Below are 24,939 nucleotides of genomic sequence, written 5' to 3'. Positions count from 1 at the left end.
TCACGCGGCAGGCCCGCCCATGGCCGCCGCCTCGAAGCGCCCGCCGAGCCCGCTCATCAGCGGCTCGAATTCCGGGAAGCTCGTCGCGATCATCCGGGCGTCATCGACCGTCACCGGCTCGCCGCTGGCAAGGCCGAGAACGAGGAAGCTCATGGCGATGCGGTGGTCGAGATGGGTCGCGACGGTGCCGCCGCCATAGGGCCGGCCGCTGACGCCGCGCCCATCGGGATTGCCGGTGACGGTGAGCCAGTCATGGCCCTCCTCATGGGCGATGCCGTTGGCGGCGAGACCCGCCGCGACGGCAGCGAGACGGTCGGACTCCTTCACCCGCAGCTCGTCGAGGCCAAGCATACGCGTTTCACCCTCTGCGAAAGCAGCCGCGATCGCCAGCACCGGATATTCGTCGATCATCGCCGGCGCGCGCTCGGGCGGCACCGTGACGCCGGAGAGTACCGAGTGGCGCACCCGGAGATCGGCGACATCCTCGCCGCCGGCCGAGCGGCGGTTCAGGATCTCGATGGAGGCGCCCATCTCGATCAGCGTCTCGACGAGGCCGGTGCGGGTCGGGTTCATCAGGACGTTCTCGACGGTGACGTCGGAGCCCGGCACGATGATTGCCGCAACGATCGGGAAGGCGGCGGAAGACGGATCGCCCGGCACGCGGAAGTCGGCGACGCCGGTGAGCCGCCCCTGCCCTTCCAGGCTGATCCGCCGCACGCCGCCGGATTCCGTCACCACTTCGATGGCGGCTCCGAAGCCGGCCAACATCTTTTCCGTATGGTCGCGCGTCATCACCGGCTCGAGGACGGTGGTGACGCCCGGCGCGTTGAGGCCGGCCAGCAGCACCGCCGACTTGACCTGCGCAGAGGCCATCGGCACGCGGTACTCGATCGGCGCGGCCACCTTCGGGCCATGCAGCGACAGCGGCAGGCGGCCGCCGGAGCGGCCGACGACCTGGACGCCCATTTCGCGCAAGGGATCCAGCACGCGGTTCATCGGCCGGCGTGACAACGAGGCATCGCCGATGAAGGTCGTGCCGAAATCATACGGACCGACGAGGCCCATGGTCAGCCGCGCGCCGGTGCCGGCATTGCCGAAATCGAGCGGCTGCTCCGGCTCCAGCAGGCAGCCATTGCCGACGCCGTCAACGATCCAGGCCGCGCCGTCGCGGCGGATACGGGCACCCATCGCCTGCATCGCTCGGCCGGTGGCCAGCACGTCCTCGCCTTCGAGGAGGCCGGTGACGCGCGTCGTGCCGGCAGCGATGCCGCCAAACAGGAAGGCCCGGTGCGAAATGGACTTGTCGCCGGGCACCTTGGCCGTGCCGCGGAGCGCGCCGCCGCCGACCGCCTTCAACGGCCGCGATGCCGTCGCCTCGTGAGCCATACCGATCACCTCTTCCAACAGCCGCGGCACTGGGCCGCGAGCCGCATCCCCGCCGCCGTTCGTCTTCGCCGGCAGCCGTTCCCGCTCGTGCCGCCGCGTTATCACGCAAGGCGGCGGCGGTCACGTGCACCCGCACTGATTCTGCCGCCGAGCCTGCTTTGACAAGGCGTAAACGAGGCCGTAAGGGACCACCGTTTTTCCCGGCACGGCCCTGCGGCGCGTTCAGCCGCGCGTTCCGGCCCCGCCGGCGGCATTTCGGGCACACGAGCATGCGCAAGGGGCCGCCTTCGGCAGGCGCCGTCCCGCCGATCCAGACGAGGCAACCATGGCAAAGACCGAACTCGGCACCAAACGCGTCGACCCAGAAACGGGCCGCAAGTTCTACGACCTGAACAAGGACCCGATCGTCTCGCCCTATACCGGCAAGTCGTATCCGATCTCCTTCTTCGAAGGCGTCTCGGCCAGCCGTTCCGCGGCTCCCGACGATGACGAGGAGGCCGAGACCGAGACCGTCGAGGTTGAGGCGACGCCGAACACGGTTTCGCTGTCCGAGGTCGAGGCCGATGAAGAAGCCGGCGGCGACGACATCAGCGACATCGACGATGACGGCGACGACGAAGCGGCCGATGACGACGTCTTCCTGGAAGAGGATGAGGAAGACGACGACATGACCGACATCATTGGCGGTGGCCGCGACGAGGACGACGAGGCTTAAGGGCCTTTCACCGCACTGTCATGGACCGGCGCGACAGCTTCGCTCCAGCGCCGGCGGAAATTCGCTTGATCTTGCCGGCGGGCTTCATTAAGACCCGCCCAACCGCGAAGCAGGCCGCCCCAAACGGCCCGCACCGCAGGCCGGTTCAGCCGGCCACGTGGGGCCATAGCTCAGTTGGGAGAGCGCTTGAATGGCATTCAAGAGGTCGTCGGTTCGATTCCGATTGGCTCCACCATTTCTCTTCAGAGGGGTCGGCTCGCGCCGGCCCCTTTTTGTTTTCGGCAGCTTTAGCTGATCATGCGGCGCGACGCGGCCACGACTCAGCGGTGATGATGCCGGGACACCGGCTTGCAGACGCGCTCGGTCTTGATGACGACACGGCCATGCCTGCGCACCTTGATCCGCCGCGTCTCGCAATGCTGCTTCACCACCTTCGGCTTCACTTTGATATCGCGAACATGCGTGATGCCGGCACTGTTGTGGTGGCGAACGATGCGCGTCACGGTCTCGGCGCTCGCAATGGAGGGAACAAGGAGAGCCGCGGCGAGCGCGATGGACATGAACTTGGTCATGAGATTTCCTGCTGCTGTTCTGGTGGCATCGAAAGCGGTAAGGCAGCCAGACCGTTGCATATGAATTTGTGACGAAATGTATTCGGACCGCTTTCTAAGCCGCCTCTCGCCCGACGGATGCCCGGCGATGTCATCCCCATCGAGGCCGACATGCGGCTGATCCGCGTCGGCACCGCTGGCTGGTCGATCCCGGCTCCCTATGCGGAGCGCTTTCCCGGCGCCGGCAGCCATCTCGAGCGCTACGCCCGCCATATGGCTACCGCGGAGATCAACACCTCCTTCTACCGGCCGCACCGGCGCACGACCTATCAGCGCTGGGCCGATTCGGTGCCGGATGATTTTCGCTTTGCCGTGAAGCTGCCGAAGGCGATCTCGCACGAGGCGCGGCTGATCGATGTTGCAGAGCCGCTGGAGCGCTGCCTCGGCGAGGCCGCCGGCCTTGGCGACAAGCTCGGGGTCCTGCTCCTGCAGCTGCCGCCGAGCCTTGCCTTCGATGCTGCGGCTGCGGGCGCCTTCCTGCGCATTCTGCGAGAGCGCCATGACGGCCTGGTGGCGCTGGAGCCACGCCACGGCAGCTGGTTTACGCCCGCCGTCGATGAACTCCTCACCGTGTTTAGGGTCGCTCGCGTTGCAGCCGACCCTGCACCGGTACCGGACGCGGCAGGACCGGGCGGCTGGCCCGGCCTCGTCTACCTTCGCCTGCACGGATCGCCGCGCATCTACTATTCGGCCTATGAGCCGGAGGTGCTGGATCGTCTCGCCGAGAAGGCGCGCCGCCACGCTGCGGCCGGCACGCCCGTATGGATCATCCTCGACAACACGGCGGCGGGCGCCGCGCTCGGTGACGCGCTGGCGGTAGAGGCGCATCTCGCCGAACGGACGCAGGGCTGACGATGCGAGGCGTGCCGCCCATCATCGTCAGACTGCATGGTGCACCATGCCCGCGTTGCCCGCCTCACCCTCAGGCGGCGTCGAGCGTCTCCATCACCACGTTACCGTTGGTGTAGATGCAGATGTCGCCGGCGATCTTCATGGCCCGGCGGGCAATCTCCTCGGCGCCGAAGTCGGTGTCGGCCAGCGCCCGCGCGGCGGCGAGCGCATAGTTGCCGCCCGAGCCGATCGCCATGATGCCTTCCTCGGGCTCCAGAACGTCGCCATTGCCGGTCAGCGTCAGCGTCACCTTGGGATCGGCGACGATCATCATCGCCTCCAGGCGCCGGAGATAGCGGTCAGTGCGCCAGTCCTTGGCGAGTTCGACGCAGGCGCGCATCAGCTGGTCGGGATATTGCTCGAGCTTGGCCTCCAGCCGCTCCAGGAGCGTGAAGGCGTCGGCCGTTGCGCCGGCAAAGCCAGCGATCACCTGGCCGTTCTTGCCGATGCGGCGAACTTTCCGGGCATTGCCCTTCATCACGGTGTTGCCGAGGGAAACCTGGCCGTCGCCGGCGATCACCACCTTGCCGCCCTTGCGCACCGTAACGATGGTGGTGGAGTACATCTGCGCCGGATCGTGCTTTTCCATGCTCATCTTCTGTCCTTCTCATCCGGTCCGCGCCGCCCTTCATCCAAGCAGCGGCCGCGGCCGATCGGCCCACATGTGGGGCTTGGCTCGCACCATGCCAACGGCGCAGGACGTGCGCCGACACCTGACCCAACAGCTCTGTCACGCTTTATCGACCGCACGGATGTGCTAAGAGCCCGAAACATCGGCAAGGAGACGGTTTGATGGGCGAAACGGCGGGGCGGCGTGATGCCAGCGTCGAGCGCGGCACCAGCGAGACGAAGATCCGCGTGCGGGTGGATCTCGACGGAACGGGGCGCGCCAACGTCAGGACCGGCGTCGGCTTCTTCGACCACATGCTGGAGCAGCTCGCCCGCCACTCGCTGATCGACATCACCGTCGAGGCGAATGGCGATCTCCATATCGATGACCACCACACGGTGGAGGACACCGGCATCGCGCTCGGCCAGGCGATCCGGCAAGCGCTCGGCGAGCGACGCGGCATCCGCCGCTATGCCTCGCTCGACCTTGCCATGGACGAATGCCTGACGCGCGCCGCGGTGGACGTCTCGGGACGGCCGTTCCTCGTGTTCGATGCAAAATTCTCGCGCGACAAGATCGGCACCTTCGACACCGAGCTGGTGCGCGAGTTCTTCCAGGCGCTCGCGATCAATGCCGGCATCACGCTCCACATCAAGAACCTCTATGGCGGCAACGCCCACCACATCGCCGAGACCTGCTTCAAGGCGGTGGCGCGGGTGCTGGGCGATGCGGTTGCCATCGATCCGCGGCAGGCCAATCTGGTGCCGTCGACCAAGGGCACGCTGGCGTGAGCCCCGCGCTTGGCCCTTCCTTGAGGCGCCGGCCGTGACGCGCTTCGTCGTGCTGGAGCCGGCGGATGTGGAGGCGCCGAGCGAGCGCGCCGTCTTCGTGCGCGATCGGTTATCCGGCTGGGCCGTGCTGCTGCCCGCTATCTGGCTGTGGCGCTACGCACTCTGGCTTGAGGGCGTCGTCGCGCTGGCGCTGACGATCGCCTTCATCCTCACCGGCAACCAGCTCGGCGCGCCGCTTCTTGGCTTCGGCCTCGTTGCTCTGCTCGGGCTCCTCGTCGCGCTGGAAGGACCGGCCCTGCGGATCGCGGCGCTCCAGCGGCGCGGCTATCGCGAGACGGCCGCCTTCGAAGCCGCCGATGGCGCCGAGGCGGAACTCGTCTACTTCGCCGCCAACTCCGCCCCGGCGGCACCGTCCGCCGATGCAGCTCTCGCGATCCAGGGGCAGCCATCGTTCACGCCGGCATCGCCTGCCAATGCCCCGCTGCTGCGGCGCCAGCCGCCGGCCACCCTTCTCGACTTCGGACGCTGACATGCAGACCGTCGCCATCATCGACTACGGCTCCGGCAACCTGCGCTCGGCCACCAAGGCGTTCGAGCGTGCGGCGACGGAAGCCGGCTCCGACACGCGCATCATCCTGACCGACGATCCGGAGGTCGTGCTGAATGCCGATCGCGTGGTGCTGCCGGGCGTCGGCGCTTTTGCTGACTGTCGTCGCGGCCTCGACGCCGTCGAAGGCATGACGGAGGCGCTCTACGAGGCGGTCGACGGACGCGGCAAGCCGTTCCTCGGCATCTGCGTCGGCATGCAGCTGATGGCGAGCCGAGGCCTCGAAAAGACCGTCACGCCCGGCCTCGGCTGGATTCCCGGCGACGTCACGCTGATGACGCCCGACGATCCCGAGCTGAAGATCCCGCAGATCGGCTGGAACACGATCGAGGCGCGGCGCGAGCATCCCCTCCTCGCCGGCATTCCGACAGGCGAGCGCGGCCTCCACGCCTATTTCGTCCATTCCTACCACCTCGCCGCCGAAGACCCGGCCGACGTTCTGGCGACGGCGGACTATGGCGGGCCGATCACGGCGATCGTGGCGCGAGACAACAAGGCGGGTACGCAGTTCCACCCGGAAAAGAGCCAGACGCTCGGCCTCGCCCTCGTCGCCAACTTCCTGCGCTGGCAGCCCTGAAGGCCGCTGGCCGCCAGCCTCTTCCATCACCCACGTGAGCTGCGATGCCCATTCTCTTCCCCGCCATCGACCTCAAGGACGGCGCCTGCGTCCGGCTGAAGCTCGGCCTGATGGAGGAGGCGACCGTCTATAACGAGGACCCGGCCGCGCAGGCGCGCCAATTTGCCGAGGCCGGCTTCAGCCACCTCCATGTCGTCGATCTCAACGGCGCCTTTGCCGGCGCCGCGGTGAATGCCGCGGCGGTCGACGCCATCCTCGCCGCCGTCGGCACGCGCATGAAGGTGCAGCTCGGCGGCGGCATCCGCACGATGGCCGACATCGAGCGCTGGTTGTCCGCCGGCCTTGCCCGCGTCATCCTCGGCACGGTCGCGGTGCGCGATCCCGATCTGGTACGCGACGCGGCGCGGCGCTTTCCCGGCCGCATCGCCGTCGGCATCGACGCCAAGGGCGGCAAGGTCGCGGTGGAGGGCTGGGCCGAGACCTCCGAGCTGAGTGCGGTGGATCTTGCCCGCCGCTTCGAGGATGCCGGCGTTGCCGCGATCATCTATACCGACATCGATCGCGACGGCGTTCTCGCCGGCATCAACTGGGAGGCGACGATCGCGCTCGCCGATGCCGTATCGATCCCGGTGATCGCCTCCGGCGGCCTTGCCTCGATGGATGACGTGCGGCGCCTGACCGAGGCTGATGCGCGGCACCTGGAAGGTGCGATCTCCGGCCGTGCCCTTTATGACGGCCGCATCGATCCGGCCGAAGCGCTGCGGGTCCTGGCGGGCTGAGGGCCGCGCCGGCACGAAGCCGCTTGAGCTTGGCGCCGGCACCGCGGATGCCGCTGCATCCCGCCGCCTCTTGCAGAGTCCCCGCTGACCCGCGCATAAGACGCCGCGACAAATGCAGCCATGGCAACGCGGAACGATACGGAACGCCGCGCATGATGGCTGCGCGCGCCATGTCCGCGGCTGCGCGGCATCACGGAGGTGCCTGGTGACCCTGAAAGCCCGCATCATCCCCTGCCTCGACGTCAAGGACGGCCGCGTCGTCAAAGGCGTCAATTTCGAGGGGCTCGTGGATGCCGGCGATCCCGTCGAGGCCGCGCGAGCCTACGACGCCGCCGGCGCCGACGAGCTCTGCTTTCTCGACATCACCGCCTCGTCGGACGAGCGCGACACCATCTTCGACGTCGTCGCCCGCACCGCCGAGCAGTGCTTCATGCCGGTGACGGTCGGCGGCGGCGTGCGCACGGTCGCCGATATCCGCCGTCTGCTGCTGGCCGGCGCCGACAAGGTGTCCATCAACACCGCCGCGGTGAAGCGGCCTGAGTTCGTCGCGGAAGCGGCGGAGAAGTTCGGGGACCAGTGCATCGTCGTCGCGATCGACGCCAAGCGCGTCTCAGCACCCGGTGAGCCGGCGCGCTTCGAGATCTTCACCCATGGCGGCCGCACCCCCACCGGCATCGATGCCGTCGATTTCGCCCGCCGTGTCACGTCGCTCGGCGCCGGCGAGATCCTCCTGACTTCGATGGATCGCGACGGCACCAAGGCCGGCTTCGACATTGAGTTGACCCGCGCGGTGGCCGACGCTGTCAGCGTGCCGGTGATCGCCTCGGGCGGCGTCGGCAATCTCGATCACCTCGTGGCCGGCATCCGCGACGGTCACGCCACGGCCGTGCTCGCCGCCTCGATCTTCCACTTCGGCACCCATACGATCGCCGAGGCCAAGGATCACATGGCCGCCGCCGGCATCCCGATGCGCCGCGACGCCTGAGGCGCCGGCGCGCCCGTGGCGCTGCTGCACACGCTCAGCCAAGGATCGTCCATGACCGACTTCACCCTCGCCGACCTCGAAACGATCATCGCCGCCAGGGCGACGTCGCAGGATCCGAAGTCCTATACCGCCTCTTTGGTCCGGGACGGGCTGCCGCGCAGTGCGCGCAAGCTCGGCGAGGAGGCGGTGGAACTGGTCGTGGCAGCGCTTGCGGAGGAGGACGACAAGCTCGCCGGCGAGGCGGCAGACCTCCTCTACCACCTCCTGATCGTGCTGAAGCTCCGGAACATACCGCTCAGCCGCGTCATGGCCGAGCTCGGCCGGCGCACGGCGCAGACGGGCCTTGAGGAGAAGGCCAGCCGGCCAGGGGCTGCGGATTGATGGACCAGATGCTGCCGTCGACGCTTTCGCCCTACCGCTTCTTCAGCGCCGAGGAGTGGGGACGCTTCCGCGCCAACGAGCCGCTGACGTTGACGGAGGAGGAGGTCCGGCGGCTGCGCTCGCTCGGCGATCCGCTCGATCTCGACGAGGTCGCCCGCATCTACGTGCCGATCTCGCGCCTCCTCTACGCCCATGTGGAATCCTCGCAGCTCCTGTTCCGGCAGCGCCAGGCTTTCCTGTCGGGGTCCGAGCCGGCCAAGACACCCTTCATCATCGGCATCGCCGGCTCGGTCGCGGTCGGCAAGTCGACCACGGCCCGCATCCTGAAGGAGCTGCTCGGCCGCTGGTCGACATCGCCGAAGGTCGCGCTGGTGACGACCGACGGATTCCTCTACCCCAACGCCGTGCTGCAGGCCGAAGGGCTGATGGGGCGCAAGGGCTTTCCGGAAAGCTACGACGTCGCCGCCATCCTGCGCTTCCTGTCCGACATCAAGGCCGGAGCGCCGCGCGTCGAGGCGCCGGTCTATTCCCACCTCGTCTACGACGTCGTGCCGGGCGAGCGGATCACCGTCGACCGGCCGGACATCCTGATCTTCGAGGGGCTGAACGTCCTGCAGGTGCGCGACCTGCCGCGCGACGGCAAGATGGTGCCCTTCGTGTCGGACTTCTTCGACCATTCGATCTATATCGACGCGGCCGAGGCGGACATCCGGCGCTGGTATGTCGACCGCTTCATGCGGCTGCGCCAGACGGCGTTCCGCGACCAGAAGTCGTTCTTCCATCGTTATGCCGAGATCAGCGAGGACGAGGCGCTCGGCATCGCCGACGGTCTCTGGCGCAACATCAACGGCCTGAACCTGTCGGAGAACATCCTGCCGACCCGCCCGCGGGCCGACCTGATCCTGCGCAAGGGCCCCAACCACCGGATCGAGCAAGTGGCGCTGCGCAAGCTCTAAGCGCATCACTCGGCGGCCTCGCTTCACCGGCGTCGTCCACCGTCTTCTCCCGCCATCCACCGGCGATTGCGCCTGCCTGGCTTGTGGCCGAAACGGCGCCGGGCGTACCCATAGGCTTCTCCTGCCGTGGAAGGCTGCCGCCATGATTCGCCCCGTTCTCATCGCCGCAGGCCTGATGATCCCGTCCGCCCCCGCGCTGGCCGAGGACCTGACTTTCACGCTCGAAAACCATTCCTCGGTCGCGGTGACGGAGTTCTACGTCTCGCCTGTCTCGGTGGAGGACTGGGAGGAGAATCTGGTCACCGGCGGTCTGCAGCCCGGCGAGGGCGGCCAGGTGACGATCGCCGACGGGCGCGCGGTCTGCGAGTACGACATCCGCACCGTCTATGCCGATGGCGACGAGACGGTCGACCGCGGCGTCAACCTCTGCGAGCTCGGCACCTACACCGTATCCGACGGCAGTCCGGATCCCGTCGTCGACGGCGCCTGACGCAGCAAGGCCCGGCCTGTCGTGACCTGAGCCACCGGCGAGACGCGCCCCTGTCAGGCCGGCTTGGTGACCCGCCGCAGCGTCAGGTTGATGCGTCCGCCATTCTTCAGGAGCGCCGAGGTCGCGGGATAGATCCGGTCGACGCCGTGATAGGCGAGCCGCCCTTCACCGCCGAGCACCACGACATCGCCGGATTGGAGTCGGATCGAGGTGGTACGACCGCTGCGCACCGTCTCGCCGACCCGGAACAGGCAGTCGTCGCCAAGTGAGATCGACACCACCGGCGCATCGAAATCCGATTCGTCCTTGTCCTGGTGGAGGCCCATCTTCGCCGTCTCTTCGTAGAAGTTGACGAGGCAGGCTTCAGGCGGGTGCGGATAGGCTGAGACCTCGTTCCAGATCTGCAGGAGCGAGGCGGGTATCGCCGGCCACGGCGCGCCGGTGACGGGATGGTGCGGCTGGTAGCGATAGCCGCCCTTGTCGGTGACCCAGCCGAGCGCGCCGCAATTGGTCATGCGCACGGAAAGCGGCTTGCCGGTGCGCGGCATCTCCGGCCGGTAGAGCGGCGCGGCCGCGACGACCGCCCGCACCTCCTCCAGAAGCGCGCCTTGCGCCGTGCGATCGAGGAAGCCGGGCAGGTGGCGCACGCCGCGCGGCAGGACGTTCATCATGCGTGCCTTCCGCTCTTGGCTGACCAGCTCAGGAGAGATAGCCGAGCTGGGCGGCGAGCGCGACGGCATGGGTCCGGTTGGAGGCGTTGACCTTGCGCGTCGCCGCCGACAGATACTGCGACACGGTCGCCTCGGAGAGCGACAGGATCGTGCCGATCTCGGACGAGGTCTTTCCGAGCATGGCGAGCTTCAGGCAGTCGCGCTCGCGCAGGGACAGGGGGTTGTTGCGCCGGTTCTCCTCAAAACGCGCCATGGCCAGCATGCCGAAGACGGCGAAGGCGGCCAGATGCAGCTCATTGATGGCCGCAGGCGTGAGCACCTCCTCCTCTCCGGCAAAGGACAGGCACCCATTGAAGGCGGTCAGCCCGTGCACCGGCAGGAACACGCCGGCGCGAAAGCCGTGCTCGAGCAGCAGCCGCGCGCCGGGGCTTGGATCGTCCTCGTCGCCGCCATAGAAGGTGTCGACGTCCCATGGCAGCGGCATCGGATCGGCCCGCAAGGCGCGGATCAGCGGGGTGAAGCGCGCCAGCCCCGTACGCTCATAGGCCTTCTCAAAGCCGGCCGGCCAATTGCAGGCGATGACCTTCAGCCCTGAGCCGCCCTCGTCGGTGGACGGCATGGTGTGGAGAGCGAACCAGCGGAAGCCGTAAACGGCGGCGATACGCTCCAGCGCGTCGATGATGGCGGCTTCCGTCCAGGGCCCACAGCAGCCAGCGAGGATGGAGGTCGCGTTTTGCCCGATGTCCCCCATTACTCAGCCGAATGCCGATGCGATGTCATGCCGGCCGCCTGACACAACGTTGCACAGGCTGACGCTGCTATCGTCCAGACCCATGCGCTGCGACCGTGCTGAATAGGGGGAATCCTGCATGGTGCTCATCGTTCTCATGCATACGCCACCGACGCATGCCGATCGCCGCTGTCCGCAAGCGAATCAATTTCGCGTCGATGATAGTCCAATCGCCGCCGTATCAAAGACGACTTCTTGCCACTATTCGACGATGTGGGATGCACTAAGCCACTAACGTGCCGCGGCGTCATCCGGCATCGCAGCGCCGGTTGAGGCGGCGGCTCATCGCCGTGCTGGACGCGGGACTGGCAGGGCGCAACGCCAGCTACCATCTAGGAGCCAGGTGCTTTGCCGCCTGGCACGGAAACACTGCCGGCGCTTCGGGCCGGCGTCCATACGAGACCCATCCCCATGACTGATTTTTCCCCGCGCGAGATCGTCTCCGAGCTCGATCGCCACATCATCGGCCAGACCGACGCCAAGCGCGCGGTCGCCATCGCATTGCGCAACCGCTGGCGGCGCCAGCAGCTCGATGGAGCCTTGCGCGAAGAGGTGATGCCCAAGAACATCCTGATGATCGGACCGACCGGCGTCGGCAAGACGGAAATCTCCCGCCGCCTCGCCAAGCTCGCCGGCGCGCCCTTCATCAAGGTGGAAGCCACCAAGTTCACCGAAGTCGGCTATGTCGGCCGCGACGTCGAGCAGATCGTGCGCGACCTCGTCGAGGTCGGCATCGGCCTTGTGCGCGAGAAGAAGCGCGACGAGGTGAAGGCCAAGGCCCATCAGGGCGCCGAGGACCGCGTGCTCGAGGCCCTCGTCGGCAAGACCGCCTCACCGGCAACGCGCGACTCTTTCCGCAAGAAGCTGCGGGCCGGCGAGCTCGACGACAAAGAGATCGACATCGAGGTCGCCGACAATTCCGGGCCGACCGGAGGCATGGAGATTCCTGGCATGCCCGGTGCCAATATCGGCGTCCTCAACATCTCCGAGATGTTCGGCAAGGCGCTCGGCAAGCGCACCAAGCAGCGGCGTACCACCGTGCGGGAGAGCTATGATCTCCTGATCTCGGAGGAATCCGACAAGCTGCTCGACAACGAGCAGGTGGTGCAGGAAGCCATCAAGGCGGTGGAGAACAACGGCATCGTCTTCATCGACGAGATCGACAAGGTCGCGACCAAGGACGGCCATGGCGCTGGTGTCTCCCGCGAGGGCGTGCAACGTGACCTCCTGCCGCTCGTCGAAGGCACCACGGTTGCCACCAAGCACGGGCCGGTGAAGACGGACCACATCCTCTTCATCGCCTCGGGCGCCTTCCACGTCTCCAAGCCCTCCGACCTCCTGCCGGAGCTGCAGGGCCGCCTGCCGATCCGCGTCGAGCTGAGGGCCCTCACCAAGGACGATTTCCGCCGCATCCTGACGGAAACCGAGGCGAGCCTCATCAAGCAGTATGTCGCGCTGATGCAGACGGAGAATGTCGGGCTGGAGATCACCGAAGATGCGATCGACGCCATCGCCGATACGGCGGTGAGCCTCAACGGCTCGATCGAGAATATCGGGGCGCGCCGGCTGCAGACGGTGATGGAGCGTATCCTCGACGACATCTCCTTCGAGGCGCCCGATCGCTCTGGCGAGAGCTACAAGGTGGACGCGGCCTACGTCCACAAGGCGCTGGACGGCATCGCAGGCAATACCGACCTGTCGCGCTTCATCCTCTGATCGAAGCCTTCAACGGCACACGGGCCGGCGGCGCGGATTACGCGCCGCCGGCCGTTTTGTTTGTCGCTGCCGCTTCTGGCCAAGGCCGGCTTCAGATCACAAACGTCTCAACTGGCCGCGCAATGCGTTGCGAGAGCCGTCCGCAGTCTCCACCTCGCGAAGACGCGGGTCCCCCGCGCAACGCGACGACAGGAGACAGACATGCGACGATCGAACCTCGCCCTTGCCACATCCAGCCTGCTCGCCCTGGCGGTTGCCGGCCCCGCCTTCGCCCAGTCGGGCACAAGCGCCGAAACCGGCCAAGCCAATGCGCCGGACCAGACACCGGCCTTCCAGAACCAGACCCGCGCGCCGCTGCCGGCCGAAGCAACACCGGTCAGCGTCGAGACGGTGGCCAAGGACCTGCCGCATCTCTGGTCCTTGGAGTTCCTCCCCGACGGGCGGATGCTCGTCACCGCCAAGCAAGGCGCCCTGCACATCATCGAGAAGGATGGCACGGCCGGGCCTGCGATAACGGGCGTGCCCAAGGTCGTCGCCCGGGGTCAGGGCGGTCTTCTCGACGTCGCGCTCTCACCGGGCTTTGCCGAGAACCGCACGATCTTCCTGTCCTTCTCCGAGCCGCGCGAGGGTGGCAACGGCACCTCGGTCGCCCGTGCGAGGCTGAACGAGGCCGGCGATGCGCTCGAGGACGTGTCGGTGATCTTCCGACAGATGCCGAGCTATGACGGGAACAAGCATTTCGGCTCGCGCCTTGCCTTCGATCCCGCCGGCAACCTCTTCGTCACCGTCGGCGAGCGCTCCGACAGGCCGATCCGCGACCGGGCGCAGGATCTTGCCGCCGGCATGGGCAAGGTCTTCCGCATCGATCCCGAAACCGGCAAGGCGGCCAAGGACAACCCCTTTGCCGGCAAGGGCTCCGCGCAGCCGGAGATCTGGTCCTATGGCCATCGCAATCTCCAGTCCGCCGCCATCGACGCCGAAGGCCGGCTGTGGACTGTCGAACACGGCGCCAAGGGCGGCGACGAGCTGAACCGGCCGGAGGCCGGACTGAACTATGGCTGGCCGGTGATCACCTATGGCGAGGACTATAGCGGCAAGCCGATTGGCCAGGGCATCACCGCCAAGGACGGCATGGAACAGCCGGTCTATTATTGGGATCCGGTGATCGGCCCCTCCGGCATGGCGTTCTACCGGGGCGAGGAGTTTCCGCAGTGGCAGGGCGCTGCGCTGATCGGCGGCCTCGTGTCCAAAGGGCTGATCATCCTCAAGCTCGATGCGAACGGCCATGTCGCCAGCGAGGAGCGCGTGCCGCTGGAGGCCCGCATCCGCGACGTCAAGCTCAGGCCGGACGGCGCCGTCTATGCCGTCACCGAGAGCCGCGGCGGATCCAGCACCATCCTGCGCCTGACCCGCGGCGACAAGGCGTAGCGGCCGCTTGCGTCAGGGCGCCGGTCTCCCTGCACCGGCGTCCGACGGCAGGCCGCCTGCCCCGCGCAGTGAACAGGGCTTGCCTGCCGTCCGGTCCTGTGGCCAATCCCGCCGGAGCGCGAGAACAGCGCCAGCGGCGGGCACCGCAGCCAAGGAGCGGCAGGCATGAGCGAGATCTGGTTCAAGACGGGCGAGGCGACGGTTCTCGCCGCCGAGGGGCAGTACACCGATGCAATGCCGGAGGTGCTGATCGGCTCGGTGAAGGGGCCGGTCGGCCAGGCCTTTGCCTCGATGATGGGCCAGACCGTCGGCCATACCCGCATGTTCGTGGTGCGCGACCTCAACCAGCTGGTCCGTCCCGCCACGATGATGACCACCAAGGCGACGATCAAGAACTCGGCCTATGTCGAGCTCCTCGGCGGCGTCGTGCAGGCGGCCACGGGCGATGCCATCGTCGACTGCCTCATCGACGGCACGCTGCCGAAGGACCAGGCCGACGAGATCTGCATGATCATCATGATCTGGCTCGATCCGCGCTGCGCCAGCCATGCCGAGCTGGATCACAAGGACCTCTACCGCACCAACTACGAGGCGACGAAGCTCGCGATCAGCCGCGCCATGACCGGCGAGCCGAGCGTCGAGACGCTGATCGCCAACCGCAGAACCGTGAAGCACTACGCGCTCGACGGCGTCGTCGACTACGAGTGAGGGGCGAGGCGCGGCTCTGCCGGCTTCCCTCCAGCCCTACGGGTGCGGCGATCGGCGGCCCCACATCACATGCAGCCCGAGCGTGGACGATCAGGCTGCCCGCGCCGCCTGCCTCGCCACTGTCGCCTGCATCGCCGGAGCCGTTGCGGTCACCGGCAACGCTGCGGTGCAGACGATGTTTTGACGCGGCGATGCGCCCTGCAGCTGGTCCGGCGCCGCGATGGGCTCTGCTCCGGCAAATGTCCCCAGCGGGTCGAAGCGCACGAGGCGCGCGACGCCGTTCGGCTCCACGATCAGCTGCGAGGCCTGGGGCACCTGGTGCCAGCCGGCCGCCTCGCCGCAGGGCTCGGACGCCACCACGATCCCCTCGCCTTCCTCGCGCCAGTAGAGCGAGGGCGCCGTGCCGTCGCTTGCCCAGCGGAAGGCGTGCAGGACCGTCCCGTCGGAATGGACGGAGGCAAAGCGCAGCGGCTCACGCGCGACGCCGCCCGCGGCCATCAGCAGGCTCACCTCGGCGATGACGGCCGCAAAGGCGCGTGCCGGGTCGCGGCCCAGCCCTCGGCCGAGAGCGGCCAGGAACAGCGCCTCGGAGTCGCTGGTGCCCTTGCGGTGGCGGTAGAGATCGTCCGGGATCAGCGCGTCGACACGCCGGCGCAGCGCCTCGTAGGACGGGATCTGGCCGTTATGCATGAAGAGGTGCCGGCCATAGGCAAAGGGATGGCAGTTCGCCGTCGACACCTCGCCGGAGGTGGCAGCGCGCACATGCGCCAGAAACAGGCTGGAGCGGATCTGCTGGCAGAGCGAATTGAGATTGGCGTCCGACCAGGCCGGCAGGATGCCGCGATAAAGGCCCGGCTCTTCGCGCTCGCCATACCAGCCGAGGCCGCAGCCATCGCCGTTCACCGCGGTGCGCGCCTCACGGGCGGCGATCGATTGAGCCACCAGCGATCCCGCCGGCTGGATCAGCAGCGTTTCTAGAAAGATCGGCGGTCCGGCATAGGCAAGGAAGCGGCACATCGGTCCATCACGCGCCCGGGGCTCTCCGGCATGGGCCGGTCCGGACGCATCAGTCTTCCGCTGCGATGGTTAAGCGGAGCTTAACGCCGCGCCCAAGCGCTTGATCCTGTGGCGATTCGGCACCGCCGCTTGGGCTGCCGGTCACCTGAAAAGCGCGGCACCAGGCCCGGCAGCAGGAACCACCGGGCCTGGTGCCCGCCAGCACGGTCAATCGAGCGAAGCGCGGATTTCCGGCTGCGCCAGGCCTCCCACCGACAGGCGGTCGCCGGTCCTGCGGATCTCCAGCTGAACCGGTGTGACGCCAACCGCTGCCGGAACTTCCACCGAGACGGCCTGGCCATCGGTGAGACGGGCGACGAAGCGCACCGGCGCGAGGCCGTTTTCAGCGCCAAGCGTCGCGACGACACGATAGCTGTCGGCTTCTGCGGTGTAGTAGACCGAGCCGGTGACGCCCTGCAGCGCCAGGGTCTGGCCCTTCAGCGGCTTGAGGTCTCCGGCCTGCGCGGCGGTTGTGAGGAGAGCGGCCGCGACAGCGGCGGTGAAAATGGTCTTGATCATCAGGATCGTCCTTCGAGCGTGAAGCCAGATCCTCCCGAGCGCCGGACTATTCGGTTTGCGATCCCGCGACAAGGGCTGCGCGACGTCAACGGCTGCTAAACCACTGATTTCCCTGGTACTAATATTAACTGGCTCCTCAGGTAAGAATTTCTTACCGGTATCTCGTCGCCGGGCATGTGCCACTCGCCATGGTCCCGCCGGTTTCACGTGAAACAGGCGGCAACTCCGTGCTACAGGCGCCGGAACGCTCTTCGGTCATGACAGGCAGGATCAGGCATGCAGCGCTGGAGAATCGGGCTCGCCACAGTGATGTTGGCTCTGTCGGCGACCAGCCTGGGCGGATATCCCGCCGCGGCCCAGATCCTCGTCGCACCTGGTAACCGCAATGCCGAGCAGCCGGCCATACCGTCCGGCGCGACCCATCGAACGGCGCAGCTGAAGTCGACCTTCGAGGCGAAGTACCGGCGCATCCGCGACCTCATCGCCGGCAATGATGAGCTGCGCGGCAAGATCAAGAAGGCTGCCGCGGCCTATGGGATCGACCCGATCCACATCGTCGGCGCTCTCGTGGGCGAGCACACCTACAATGTCGACGCGCTCGACCGGCTGCAGACCTATTACGTCAAGGCGATGTCCTATCTCAAATCGGGCATTTCCTTCGAGCATGACGGGGAGAGCGTTACCGACTTCGTGGCGCGGCCGGAATTTGCCAGCTGCAGCGGCGCGCGCAGCGACGAGGCGCTGTGGAGCTGCCGCGAGGCGGTCTTCGACCGCAGCTTCCGAGGCAAGGTGGTGGACGGCCGCCGCTATCCGGACAACCGCTTTGGCGCGGTGTTCTTCCAGCCGCTCTATGCTGGCCAGACCTTCGGCCTCGGCCAGCTCAACCCCCTGACGGCGCTGTCGGTCTCCGACTACGTGTCGCGTGTCTCGGGCTATGACGAACTCTCGGCGGACGACGCGCCGGAGGTCTACCGCGCCATCATGGATCCGGATCGCACCCTCGCCTATATGGCGGCGATCCTGCGCCGCTCGATCGACGACTACCGCGACATTGCCGGCTTTGACATCTCCGGCAATCCAGGGATCACAGCGACGCTCTACAATGTCGGCAATCCGCGGCTCCGGGCGACGGCGCTGAAAGCGCGCAACGCTTCGCGAGCAGGCTCTGGCGAGGCCGCGCTGCCGCCGGAGGAGAATTATTACGGCTGGCTCGTCAACGAGAAGCTGGACGAGCTGCGCGCCGCGCTGGAATGAGGCGACAGGCTAGTCGCCATCTGGCGCGATCATGCCGTCAGCGCCGACGACTGGCCTTCATCCGCTCCTCGGCCCGCGCAGCCGCCGTCTCGAGCTGACCGAGCAGCGCCTTGAGATCGTCGGCCGAGAGGGTCGAGATCGTCTCGGCGAGCCGATTGGCGAGCGCCGTCGCATCCGGCCCGAGCCCCGACGTCTCCACCACCACCTTCGGATGCGATAGTTCGGCGAGGCGCTCCAGCTCCTCGGCATCGTCCCAGATGACGTTGAGATAGCCGATGATCCGCTGCAGCAGCTGCCAGGTCGGCCGACCGCGCCGGCCATGCTCCAGAGCCGAGAGATAGGCGCTGGAGACGCGTAAGGCCGCCGCCATCTCGCGCTGGGTGACGCCACGCTCGCGGCGCAGCTCGCGGATCTTCTTGCCGAATGGCGTCATCGCCGCCGCACCCGCACATAGAAGGCGCCGTCGCCGCCGTGGTGCCGCTCGGCCGGCTCGAAGCCGGAGACGAGGGAGATAAATTCCGGCGTCGCGAACCAGTGCGGCACGACACGGCGCAGGATGCCGCGCGATCCGGCGGAGGCACCACCCGGTGAGCCGCGCCCGGTGATCACCAGCACGTGCCTGAGCCCGGCGGATTGGGCCCGGCGCAGGAAGTTCGACAGGGCGTAGTGGGCGACCGCCTGCGTCATCTCATGGAGATCGAGCCTGGCTTCGATCGGCAGCCGGCCGCGCGAGAGTTTGCGGCGCGTCGGCCGCTCGATCGGATGCTGCATGAGCCGGGCCGGGGCAGCGGGCGAGGGCAGCGCGTAAGGCGATGCCGGGACATCGCCGGTGCCCGTGGCGGCGCCTGCGGGTCCAGCTGGCGCCGGCGGCTCCTCGGCAAGCAACGGCATCGCCTTGCCCTTCAAGGGGATCGCAGTCCGCGCGACACCGGCCCAGAGCCTGGCATCCTCCTCGCTCAAGGAGCGGCGGCGCTTCATGACGGCAGCCGGTCGGCGAGCCTCTTCGGCAGCAGCAGGGTAAAGGCGGCGGGATGACGGATGCGCCCGGCGATGGTGCCGGCTGCCGTGCCGGAGCCGACGAAGAGGTCGGCGCGCGCCGGCCCGACGATGGCCGATCCTGTATCCTGCGCGATCAGCAGCCGCCGGAACGGCGCTTCCTCGAGGCTCAGCGTCGGTGCGTTTAGCAGCATCGGCGTGCCGAAGGTGTGGATCTCGCGATCCACCGCAATGGAGCCCAGCGCTGTCAGCGGCACCTTGGCGGCGGCGATCGGCCCGAGACTCTCGTCCTCCACCGGCGCCTCGCGGAAGAAGATGAAGGAGCGGTTGCGGTCGAGCAGCGCCCGCACCCGGTCCGGATGGGCGGCGAGCCAGCCGCGGATGCCGTCCATGTCGGCCTCGGCGAGCGTCAGTTCGCCCTCATTGACGAGGATGCGGCCGATCGCCGTGAAGGGCTGGCCGGTCTTGGCAGCGTAGGTGACGCGGATGCGCCGCCCGTCCGGCAGCTTCAGACGCGCCGAGCCCTGGATGTGGATGAAGAAGGCATCGACTGGATTGTCGAGCCAGGCGATCTCGAGGCGCCGCCCTTCGAGATAGCCGGCTTCGATCGCGGCACGGTCCGGATACTCGCCGAGAAGGCCGGTCGCCAGCCGCTGGGCGAAACGATAGGAGGGGTCGAGGCCGACCGGACGCGAGACGTCGTCGACCTTCACCAGATCGTCGGGCGGACTGTAGAGCGGGTAGCGGAAGCGGCGATCAGGGGTGAGTGAGGCCTCGACCTCGGGCTCGTAATAGCCGGTCAGGAAGCCAGGCTCTCCGAGCTTGCCGGACGCCGGCGCGAGCTGCGCCGGCACGAAATGGTGCTCGAAGAAGTCACGCGCATCGGCATCACCGGGTGTTCCGGCGGAGCCAAGCGCGGCCTCCGCGGCAGGTTGGAAGGCGTCGGCATCGAGGCCGAGCGTTCCCGTCACAACCTCGCCATCGCGAAACCGGGCGGCCGAACGCCGGAAGGCGGCAAAGGCAAGCGCGGCGCCGTCGAAGGCGCCGAGATCGGCGAAGCGGCCGCGCCTCAGGAGGTCCATCATCGTCGGCTCCGGGTCGTCAGTGCGTGCCGGCGTCCTCGGACTCGGTCTCCACCAGCTTCCAGTTGGGATCGCGGGAGCGCACGTCGCGGGCAAAGGTCCAGACGTCCTGCACCTGCACCACCGCCTCCGGATCGCCCTCCACCGTCTCGCCATTGGCGCCGACAACGGCCGAGATGATCTGCGAGACGATCTCGACGGTGACGAAGGCTTCGCGGTCGCGCAACTCGGCGCCGGTGATCTTGGCATCCTCGATGCCGACAAAGGAGAACTGCATGCGCTCGCCGCGCTTCTCGCGCTCGGCAATCGCCGTCTCGAAGCCGCTATAGACCTCCTGCGACAGGAGGTTCTTCAGGAGCTTGCGGTCGCCATCGGCAAAGCCGGTGACGATCATCTCATAGGCGGTGCGCACGCCGCCGAGGAATTCAGCGGGATCGAAAGACGGATCGGCATCGCGGATGCGACGCATGCCTTCATTGACCACGGTGCCCGGAGCGGCCGCCTTGTCGATCGCCTCATAGGGACGGGCCGGCTCAACCGACTCGTTGGCGGGCGTGCGGCGGCTCGGCAGCGTCACGACATTGCCGGACGGCGTCGCATTGTCGTTCTTGACCTCCGGCCGCGTATAGGGGTCGAAGGGCGGCCGCTCGTTGCCGGTCCGCCGGCCGAGCACACTGCGCAGCTGGTAGAGAACGATCACCGTAACGACGATGAAGAAGATCGTCCCAAAGCCCATGATGCGCACATTCTCCGGCTGCGTCGGTTGGAGGTCCTCATATAGAGACCTGCCAGCATGCATTCAAATCGCCTGTGCGTCATCCTATCTTCATGCGACGTGACCGCCGGCTGTCGTAAGCACCCTCGCCTCGGAGGAGCTTTGGCGCAGTCTGGCTGCGGGAGATACCGACAATGCCGCTCGTGCTGATCCCATTCCTGCTGCTGGCCATGCCCGTGCTGGAGATCGCCGTCTTCATCACAGTGGGCAAGGCGATCGGCGTCTGGCCGACCATCGGTCTGGTGCTTCTGTCAGCCGTGGTCGGCACGGCGCTGCTGCGACGCGAGGGCCTGAAGGCCTATACGCGCGTGCAGAGCGAGCTTGCCGCCGGCCGGCTACCGGGCCGCGGCATCGCCGACGGCTTCATGGTCATGGCCGCGGGGCTGCTTCTGCTGACCCCCGGCTTCGTCACCGATACGATCGGCCTCCTCCTGTTCGTCGAACCGGTGCGTGCGGCGATCTGGCGTTTCGTCAGCCGGCGCATCGTCGTCGTCGGTGCGGGAGCCTTCAACCAGCGCGGTTCACGGGGCGCCGCAGCGCCGTCGCAGCCCGGCCGTCCGGACGTCATCGATCTTGGCGAGGGCGACTTCATCCGCAAGCCCGATGCCACGTCCCCTTGGCACGGCGGCGACGATGTGCCGCCGCCGCCCAACCGCACACTGCACTAAGTCAGCCTCTGGCGGTCTGAACAGAGCATCGCGGCCATTCACGGCAGGGGAGCGAGGTCTCGATCAGCTGCCTCCGCCACCGATGCCGGCAAGGGCCGCGCTTGTCACTCGCACGGGCGGCATGCTAGCCCTCGCGCCGATCAAACGGTCGCCTGAACAGGCCGCCGGGAGGATAGGCCGCTGCGACCGGCCGCCTCGTCTCACCATCAAGGCAGCCGCATCGCGGCTACCACTGCCGGCACCAGAGAACGGGAAGCACCGATGTCCGATACCAACGGCGCCCAGGCGAACGGCAAGTCGCCGAGCCTCAACGTCCTGACCCAGTACATCAAGGACCTCTCCTTCGAGAGCCCGAACGCGCCGCAGGTGCTGCGCGGCCAGACCAATGCGCCCGGCATCAATATCGGCGTCAATGTGGGCGCAACGCCGCTCGCCGGCGCGGATGGCGACTACGACGTCAAGCTGTCGCTCAACGCCAAGGCCGGCGAAGGCTCGAACTTCCTGTTCCATGTCGAGCTCGAATATGGCGGCGTCTTCCGGCTGCAGAACTTCCCGCAGGAGCATATCCTGCCGGTTCTCTTCATCGAGTGCCCGCGCCTGCTCTTCCCCTTCGCCCGCCAGGTGATCGCCGACATCACCCGCAATGCCGGCTTCCCGCCGCTGATGATCGACCCGATCGACTTCGCGCAGCTGTTCCAGCAGCGCATGGCCGAGGAGCGGGCCAAGTCGCAGGTCTCCCTGTCCTGAGCCAAGCCGCCAGGCAGTTTGACGATTTTGAAGGACCGGCGTCGCGAGGCGCCGGTCCTTTTTCTTTGCGGCGGCGCTCCCGCCTTTTTGCGATCGACCGCTCCCTCGTGGGGCGCGGGCAGCTGCGGCAGAAATGCAACTTAAGCGAATGATTGCCCAGGGCGTCGCTTAGCGGGAAAGTCTCCCATTCCGCGCCGCTCGCCGCTGTTCCGATAGTCCTCACCGGCACCGTCGGAGGGGACTTCATGACAGCCGCATTCCGCATTCTCTGCATCGCGGCCGCGATGGCCTGCTCGGCAGCTCCGATCGGCCATGCCGCCGATATCGAAGACAGCGATCAGGCTGCCGTCGAAGCCGATGATGACGACGAGGGCGTCGAGACCGAGGACATCTTCGGCTTCACCGAAGGCGCCGATACGGGCGAGGCCGGCGAGCGCGAGATCGGCGCCTCGCTGCTGCTGCGCACCGGCAAGGACTCCTTCGTCGAGGCGGACGACGATGACGCCGATTTCGCCCTCGGACCGGATCACTACCGCGCCTTCAGCGGCGCGCTGGAGTTCGAATACAGCGTCACCGATGCGCTGAAGGTCTCGGCGGAGGCCGCGGGCGTGCGCTTCGACCAGGAGAACGTCTTCGAACCCGGTCACGATACGAGCGGCGGCCTCGGCGGCCTCTCCGGCGAGATCAAGTACAAGCTCCTTGACCGAGCGACGTCGCCGATCGGCTTTGCGCTCGGCGCCGAGGTGGAGTGGAGCCGCTTCGACGAGGTGGAAGGCGAGCGCGAGGACAGTATCGGCGTCGAGCTGAAGGCCTTTGCCGATGCCGAGCTGATCCCCAACACGCTCTTCGCCGCCGTCAATGTCAGCTACGAGCCGGAATGGAGCCTCGAAGACGACGGCAGTGACGAAGCCGAGGAGGCGGGCGAAGAGGACGAAGAGGACTCCGACAAGGAGTCCGGCCTGGAGATCGCCGCTGCCCTTTCAGCCAGGGTGGCGGACGACTTCTTCCTCGGCGGCGAAGCGCGCTTCCTCGTCGCCGGCGAGGGGCTTGCCTTCGACGAGGTGGTGGCGAACGCCTTCTATCTCGGACCGACGCTCTATTGGGGCTTTGCCGACAACGCCTACCTCAAGGCCGCCTGGTCGATCCACGTCGCCGGAGATGCGCGCGGGGACGAGGACGAGTTCGAAGAGTTCGAACGCCACCAGTTGCTGGCGCAGGTCGGCTTCGAGTTCTAGACGCGGTATTCCACACGGGCGCCGGCCCCGTCGGCCCTCTCCGCCGAACCTTGCGGGCGCCTCAGGCGCTCGCGGTCGCTTCCGTCTCGCGCGGCAGGTAGGCCCACCACAGCGCGTCCTCGCCGAGGGTGGCAATAAACGCCCGGTGCTTCTCGATCTCGGCTGCCGTCAGGCGGGACGGCAGCGGAACCGGGCGTGGGCCGATGCGAATCTCCGCGCCATCAGCACCGCGCGCTGTCGTCTCGACCGTGACGAGCCCGAGCGCGGCCTGCCGGCCCCCGATCAGCTCGATATAGACCGAGGCGAGAAGCTCGGAATCGAGCAGGGCTCCGTGCTTGTCGCGCCGGCTCGTGTCAATGTTGAAGCGCGAGCACAAGGCGTCGAGCGTCGCCGGCGCCATGGGAAACTTGCGTCGCGCCATGGCGAGCGTATCGACGATGCGGTTTTGCTCGATCAGCGGCCGGCCGAGCCGCGCAAGCTCGGCATTGAGGAAGCGCATGTCGAAGGTGGCGTTATGCGCGATGAGCTTGGCGCCGCCGAAGAACTCCTCGAACTCCTCGACAACTTCGGAGAAGAGCGGCTTGTCCGCCAGCATGGCATCGGAGATGCCGTGAATGTCGAAGGCACCGGGATCGACCTTGCGGCCTTCCGGACGGATGAAGTGATGGAAGCTCTTGCCGGTGGGGATGTGGTTCCAGAGCTCGATGCCACCAATCTCGATGACGCGGTCGGCCTCGAAGTCGAGCCCCGTCGTTTCCGTATCGAAGACGATTTCGCGCATCTGGATCACCCAACCCTCGCGTGAGCTGTGTGCGAGCCCTGCCCCCAGTTCAAGCACTGCGCCGCCCCGAGGATGCCTATCCCCCGATATAAGTCTATGTTCTTGCTTTGTTTACGCCGCTTTCCGCCACCTCCGCAATGATCGCCGCGACGGCATCGCGCGCCGCTTCGATGCCGCGGCTGGTGTCGATGACATAGTTGGCGCGCCGGCGCTTCTCGGCATCCGGCATCTGCTTGGCGAGGATCGCCTCGAACTTTGCCGGGCTCATGTCGGCGCGCGCGAGGACACGCTCCCGCTGCACGGCCTCCGGCGCCGTCACCACGACGACCTTGTCGCAGCGCGCCTCCGCGCCGGTCTCGTAGAGGAGCGGAATGTCGAGCACGGCGATCGGCGCCCCTGAGCCCTGAGCGACGGCGAGAAAAGCCTGTTCCTCTTCCCGCACCAGAGGGTGGACGATCCCCTCCAGCCGCCGCAGCGCCGCGGTGTCGCCCAGGACGACTGCAGCGAGCTTCGTGCGGTCGACGACGCCGTCCGCCGTCGTACCGGGAAAGGCCGCTTCGATCAGCGGCACGGCACGGCCGGCATACAGCCTGTGAACCGCCGCATCCGCCGAATGGACCGGCATGCCGGCCGCCTCGAACATTTCCGCCGTGGTCGACTTGCCCATGCCGATCGAGCCGGTGAGGCCGAGCACGATCATGCGGCCGCCCAGGGTAGGACACGCGACGTCACGT

At 67.5% G+C, this 24,939-nt stretch carries 29 protein-coding genes, 1 tRNA gene and 1 pseudogene; 18 read left to right on the top strand and 13 right to left on the bottom strand.

Annotated elements, in window-relative coordinates; translation table 11 throughout:
• A complete protein-coding gene (aroA, locus tag C0R46_RS09480; RefSeq protein WP_102959749.1) occupies positions 1-1,386 on the bottom strand; it encodes a 3-phosphoshikimate 1-carboxyvinyltransferase in 1,386 nt (461 codons plus the stop codon).
• A 325-nt stretch (positions 1,387-1,711) separates the two neighbouring features.
• Between aroA and C0R46_RS09475 the strand changes: the two genes are divergently transcribed.
• Both C0R46_RS09475 and C0R46_RS09470 read left to right on the top strand, forming a co-directional pair.
• On the top strand, positions 1,712-2,101 hold the full coding sequence (locus tag C0R46_RS09475) for a TIGR02300 family protein (RefSeq protein WP_102959384.1): 390 nt from the start codon (positions 1,712-1,714) through the stop codon (positions 2,099-2,101).
• A 159-nt stretch (positions 2,102-2,260) separates the two neighbouring features.
• Positions 2,261-2,336: transfer RNA gene (locus C0R46_RS09470), tRNA-Ala, on the top strand.
• A gap of 85 nt (positions 2,337-2,421) precedes the next feature.
• Here C0R46_RS09470 and C0R46_RS09465 read toward each other — a convergent pair.
• Positions 2,422-2,673 (bottom strand): hypothetical protein, encoded by a 252-nt coding sequence (locus C0R46_RS09465; protein WP_102959383.1) that lies wholly within the window; start codon positions 2,671-2,673, stop codon positions 2,422-2,424.
• Positions 2,674-2,790: 117 nt separating this feature from the next.
• Here C0R46_RS09465 and C0R46_RS09460 point away from each other — a divergent pair, with 117 nt between their 5' ends.
• Positions 2,791-3,564, top strand: a complete 774-nt coding sequence (locus C0R46_RS09460; protein ID WP_245413504.1) for a DUF72 domain-containing protein — start codon at positions 2,791-2,793, stop codon at positions 3,562-3,564.
• Between the two features lie 70 nt (positions 3,565-3,634).
• Here the strand turns inward: C0R46_RS09460 and hslV are convergent, their stop codons facing one another.
• A complete protein-coding gene (gene hslV, locus C0R46_RS09455) occupies positions 3,635-4,192 on the bottom strand; it encodes an ATP-dependent protease subunit HslV (protein WP_102959747.1) in 558 nt (185 codons plus the stop codon).
• A 203-nt stretch (positions 4,193-4,395) separates the two neighbouring features.
• On the opposite strand from hslV, the gene hisB reads away from it, so the two are divergent.
• The 8 genes from hisB to C0R46_RS09415 all read left to right on the top strand — a co-directional run bounded on the left by hisB (position 4,396) and on the right by C0R46_RS09415 (position 9,779).
• Positions 4,396-5,004, top strand: coding sequence for an imidazoleglycerol-phosphate dehydratase HisB (gene hisB, locus C0R46_RS09450; RefSeq protein WP_102959382.1), 609 nt, complete (start codon positions 4,396-4,398; stop codon positions 5,002-5,004).
• Between the two features lie 34 nt (positions 5,005-5,038).
• On the top strand, positions 5,039-5,533 hold the full coding sequence (locus tag C0R46_RS09445) for a DUF2628 domain-containing protein (RefSeq protein WP_157944608.1): 495 nt from the start codon (positions 5,039-5,041) through the stop codon (positions 5,531-5,533).
• A 1-nt stretch (position 5,534) separates the two neighbouring features.
• Positions 5,535-6,188, top strand: coding sequence for an imidazole glycerol phosphate synthase subunit HisH (gene hisH, locus C0R46_RS09440; RefSeq protein WP_102959380.1), 654 nt, complete (start codon positions 5,535-5,537; stop codon positions 6,186-6,188).
• Between the two features lie 44 nt (positions 6,189-6,232).
• Positions 6,233-6,967 (top strand): 1-(5-phosphoribosyl)-5-[(5-phosphoribosylamino)methylideneamino]imidazole-4-carboxamide isomerase, encoded by a 735-nt coding sequence (hisA, locus tag C0R46_RS09435; RefSeq protein ID WP_102959379.1) that lies wholly within the window; start codon positions 6,233-6,235, stop codon positions 6,965-6,967.
• Positions 6,968-7,172: 205 nt separating this feature from the next.
• Positions 7,173-7,952, top strand: coding sequence for an imidazole glycerol phosphate synthase subunit HisF (gene hisF, locus C0R46_RS09430; RefSeq protein ID WP_102959378.1), 780 nt, complete (start codon positions 7,173-7,175; stop codon positions 7,950-7,952).
• Between the two features lie 51 nt (positions 7,953-8,003).
• Positions 8,004-8,333 carry a phosphoribosyl-ATP diphosphatase gene (locus tag C0R46_RS09425; RefSeq protein WP_102959377.1) on the top strand — a complete coding sequence of 110 codons (330 nt, stop codon included), beginning with the start codon at positions 8,004-8,006 and terminating at the stop codon, positions 8,331-8,333.
• Positions 8,333-9,289, top strand: coding sequence for a type I pantothenate kinase (gene coaA, locus C0R46_RS09420; RefSeq protein WP_102959376.1), 957 nt, complete (start codon positions 8,333-8,335; stop codon positions 9,287-9,289). Before C0R46_RS09425 ends, coaA begins: the two co-directional genes overlap by 1 nt.
• A gap of 142 nt (positions 9,290-9,431) precedes the next feature.
• A complete protein-coding gene (locus C0R46_RS09415; RefSeq protein ID WP_102959375.1) occupies positions 9,432-9,779 on the top strand; it encodes a hypothetical protein in 348 nt (115 codons plus the stop codon).
• A 53-nt stretch (positions 9,780-9,832) separates the two neighbouring features.
• Here the strand turns inward: C0R46_RS09415 and C0R46_RS09410 are convergent, their stop codons facing one another.
• Both C0R46_RS09410 and C0R46_RS09405 read right to left on the bottom strand, forming a co-directional pair.
• The gene (locus C0R46_RS09410; protein WP_102959746.1) at positions 9,833-10,447 is read right to left on the bottom strand and encodes an alpha-ketoglutarate-dependent dioxygenase AlkB; all 615 of its coding nucleotides are present in this window, start codon (positions 10,445-10,447) and stop codon (positions 9,833-9,835) included.
• Positions 10,448-10,478: 31 nt separating this feature from the next.
• Positions 10,479-11,201: a LuxR family transcriptional regulator gene (locus tag C0R46_RS09405; RefSeq protein WP_102959374.1), complete on the bottom strand. Its 723-nt coding sequence runs from the start codon at positions 11,199-11,201 to the stop codon at positions 10,479-10,481.
• A gap of 450 nt (positions 11,202-11,651) precedes the next feature.
• Between C0R46_RS09405 and hslU the strand changes: the two genes are divergently transcribed.
• From hslU to fae, 3 genes are all read left to right on the top strand, one after another.
• Positions 11,652-12,956, top strand: a complete 1,305-nt coding sequence (gene hslU, locus C0R46_RS09400) for an ATP-dependent protease ATPase subunit HslU (RefSeq protein ID WP_102959373.1) — start codon at positions 11,652-11,654, stop codon at positions 12,954-12,956.
• A 201-nt stretch (positions 12,957-13,157) separates the two neighbouring features.
• Entirely contained in the window at positions 13,158-14,384 is a 1,227-nt protein-coding gene (locus tag C0R46_RS09395) for a PQQ-dependent sugar dehydrogenase (RefSeq protein ID WP_102959372.1), read from the top strand.
• Between the two features lie 165 nt (positions 14,385-14,549).
• Positions 14,550-15,092 carry a formaldehyde-activating enzyme gene (gene fae / locus C0R46_RS09390; protein WP_102959371.1) on the top strand — a complete coding sequence of 181 codons (543 nt, stop codon included), beginning with the start codon at positions 14,550-14,552 and terminating at the stop codon, positions 15,090-15,092.
• A 261-nt stretch (positions 15,093-15,353) separates the two neighbouring features.
• On the opposite strand, the pseudogene C0R46_RS09385 reads toward fae, so the two are convergent.
• A pseudogene (locus tag C0R46_RS09385) lies at positions 15,354-16,109 on the bottom strand (class II glutamine amidotransferase); the annotation flags it as partial.
• A gap of 207 nt (positions 16,110-16,316) precedes the next feature.
• The gene (locus tag C0R46_RS09380; protein WP_102959369.1) at positions 16,317-16,667 is read right to left on the bottom strand and encodes a hypothetical protein; all 351 of its coding nucleotides are present in this window, start codon (positions 16,665-16,667) and stop codon (positions 16,317-16,319) included.
• Positions 16,668-16,943: 276 nt separating this feature from the next.
• On the opposite strand from C0R46_RS09380, the gene C0R46_RS09375 reads away from it, so the two are divergent.
• Positions 16,944-17,921 (top strand): DUF1402 family protein, encoded by a 978-nt coding sequence (locus tag C0R46_RS09375; RefSeq protein ID WP_102959368.1) that lies wholly within the window; start codon positions 16,944-16,946, stop codon positions 17,919-17,921.
• A 37-nt stretch (positions 17,922-17,958) separates the two neighbouring features.
• On the opposite strand, the gene C0R46_RS09370 is transcribed toward C0R46_RS09375, so the two are convergent.
• Genes C0R46_RS09370 through C0R46_RS09355 form a run of 4 tightly spaced genes read right to left on the bottom strand, consistent with a single transcriptional unit; the run spans position 17,959 to position 20,744 of the window.
• Complete coding sequence (locus C0R46_RS09370; RefSeq protein ID WP_102959367.1) at positions 17,959-18,354, bottom strand: helix-turn-helix domain-containing protein; 396 nt, start codon at positions 18,352-18,354, stop codon at positions 17,959-17,961.
• Entirely contained in the window at positions 18,351-18,899 is a 549-nt protein-coding gene (locus C0R46_RS09365; RefSeq protein ID WP_102959366.1) for a Smr/MutS family protein, read from the bottom strand. The genes C0R46_RS09370 and C0R46_RS09365 overlap by 4 nt, the downstream gene beginning before the upstream one ends.
• Positions 18,896-20,002, bottom strand: coding sequence for a murein transglycosylase A (mltA, locus tag C0R46_RS09360; protein ID WP_245413503.1), 1,107 nt, complete (start codon positions 20,000-20,002; stop codon positions 18,896-18,898). Before mltA ends, C0R46_RS09365 begins: the two co-directional genes overlap by 4 nt.
• A 16-nt stretch (positions 20,003-20,018) precedes the next feature.
• Positions 20,019-20,744: a Tim44/TimA family putative adaptor protein gene (locus C0R46_RS09355; protein WP_425349878.1), complete on the bottom strand. Its 726-nt coding sequence runs from the start codon at positions 20,742-20,744 to the stop codon at positions 20,019-20,021.
• 164 nt (positions 20,745-20,908) lie between these two features.
• Here C0R46_RS09355 and C0R46_RS09350 point away from each other — a divergent pair, with 164 nt between their 5' ends.
• The 3 genes from C0R46_RS09350 (at position 20,909) to C0R46_RS09340 (ending at position 23,424) form a co-directional block, all read left to right on the top strand.
• Positions 20,909-21,442, top strand: a complete 534-nt coding sequence (locus tag C0R46_RS09350) for an FxsA family protein (RefSeq protein WP_102959365.1) — start codon at positions 20,909-20,911, stop codon at positions 21,440-21,442.
• Between the two features lie 261 nt (positions 21,443-21,703).
• Complete coding sequence (gene secB, locus C0R46_RS09345) at positions 21,704-22,189, top strand: protein-export chaperone SecB (RefSeq protein WP_102959364.1); 486 nt, start codon at positions 21,704-21,706, stop codon at positions 22,187-22,189.
• Positions 22,190-22,434: 245 nt separating this feature from the next.
• Positions 22,435-23,424 (top strand): hypothetical protein, encoded by a 990-nt coding sequence (locus tag C0R46_RS09340; protein WP_102959363.1) that lies wholly within the window; start codon positions 22,435-22,437, stop codon positions 23,422-23,424.
• 61 nt (positions 23,425-23,485) lie between these two features.
• On the opposite strand, the gene dnaQ is transcribed toward C0R46_RS09340, so the two are convergent.
• Positions 23,486-24,205, bottom strand: coding sequence for a DNA polymerase III subunit epsilon (gene dnaQ / locus C0R46_RS09335; RefSeq protein WP_102959743.1), 720 nt, complete (start codon positions 24,203-24,205; stop codon positions 23,486-23,488).
• 94 nt (positions 24,206-24,299) lie between these two features.
• Positions 24,300-24,905 carry a dephospho-CoA kinase gene (coaE, locus tag C0R46_RS09330; RefSeq protein WP_102959362.1) on the bottom strand — a complete coding sequence of 202 codons (606 nt, stop codon included), beginning with the start codon at positions 24,903-24,905 and terminating at the stop codon, positions 24,300-24,302.
• Between the last annotated feature and the right edge of the window lie 34 nt (positions 24,906-24,939).

The sequence above is a fragment of the Mangrovicella endophytica genome, from assembly GCF_002893625.1.
Classification (GTDB): domain Bacteria; phylum Pseudomonadota; class Alphaproteobacteria; order Rhizobiales; family Rhizobiaceae; genus Mangrovicella; species Mangrovicella endophytica.
Note: the sequence above shows the minus strand (reverse complement) of the source record. Positions and strands in the feature narration are given on the sequence as shown.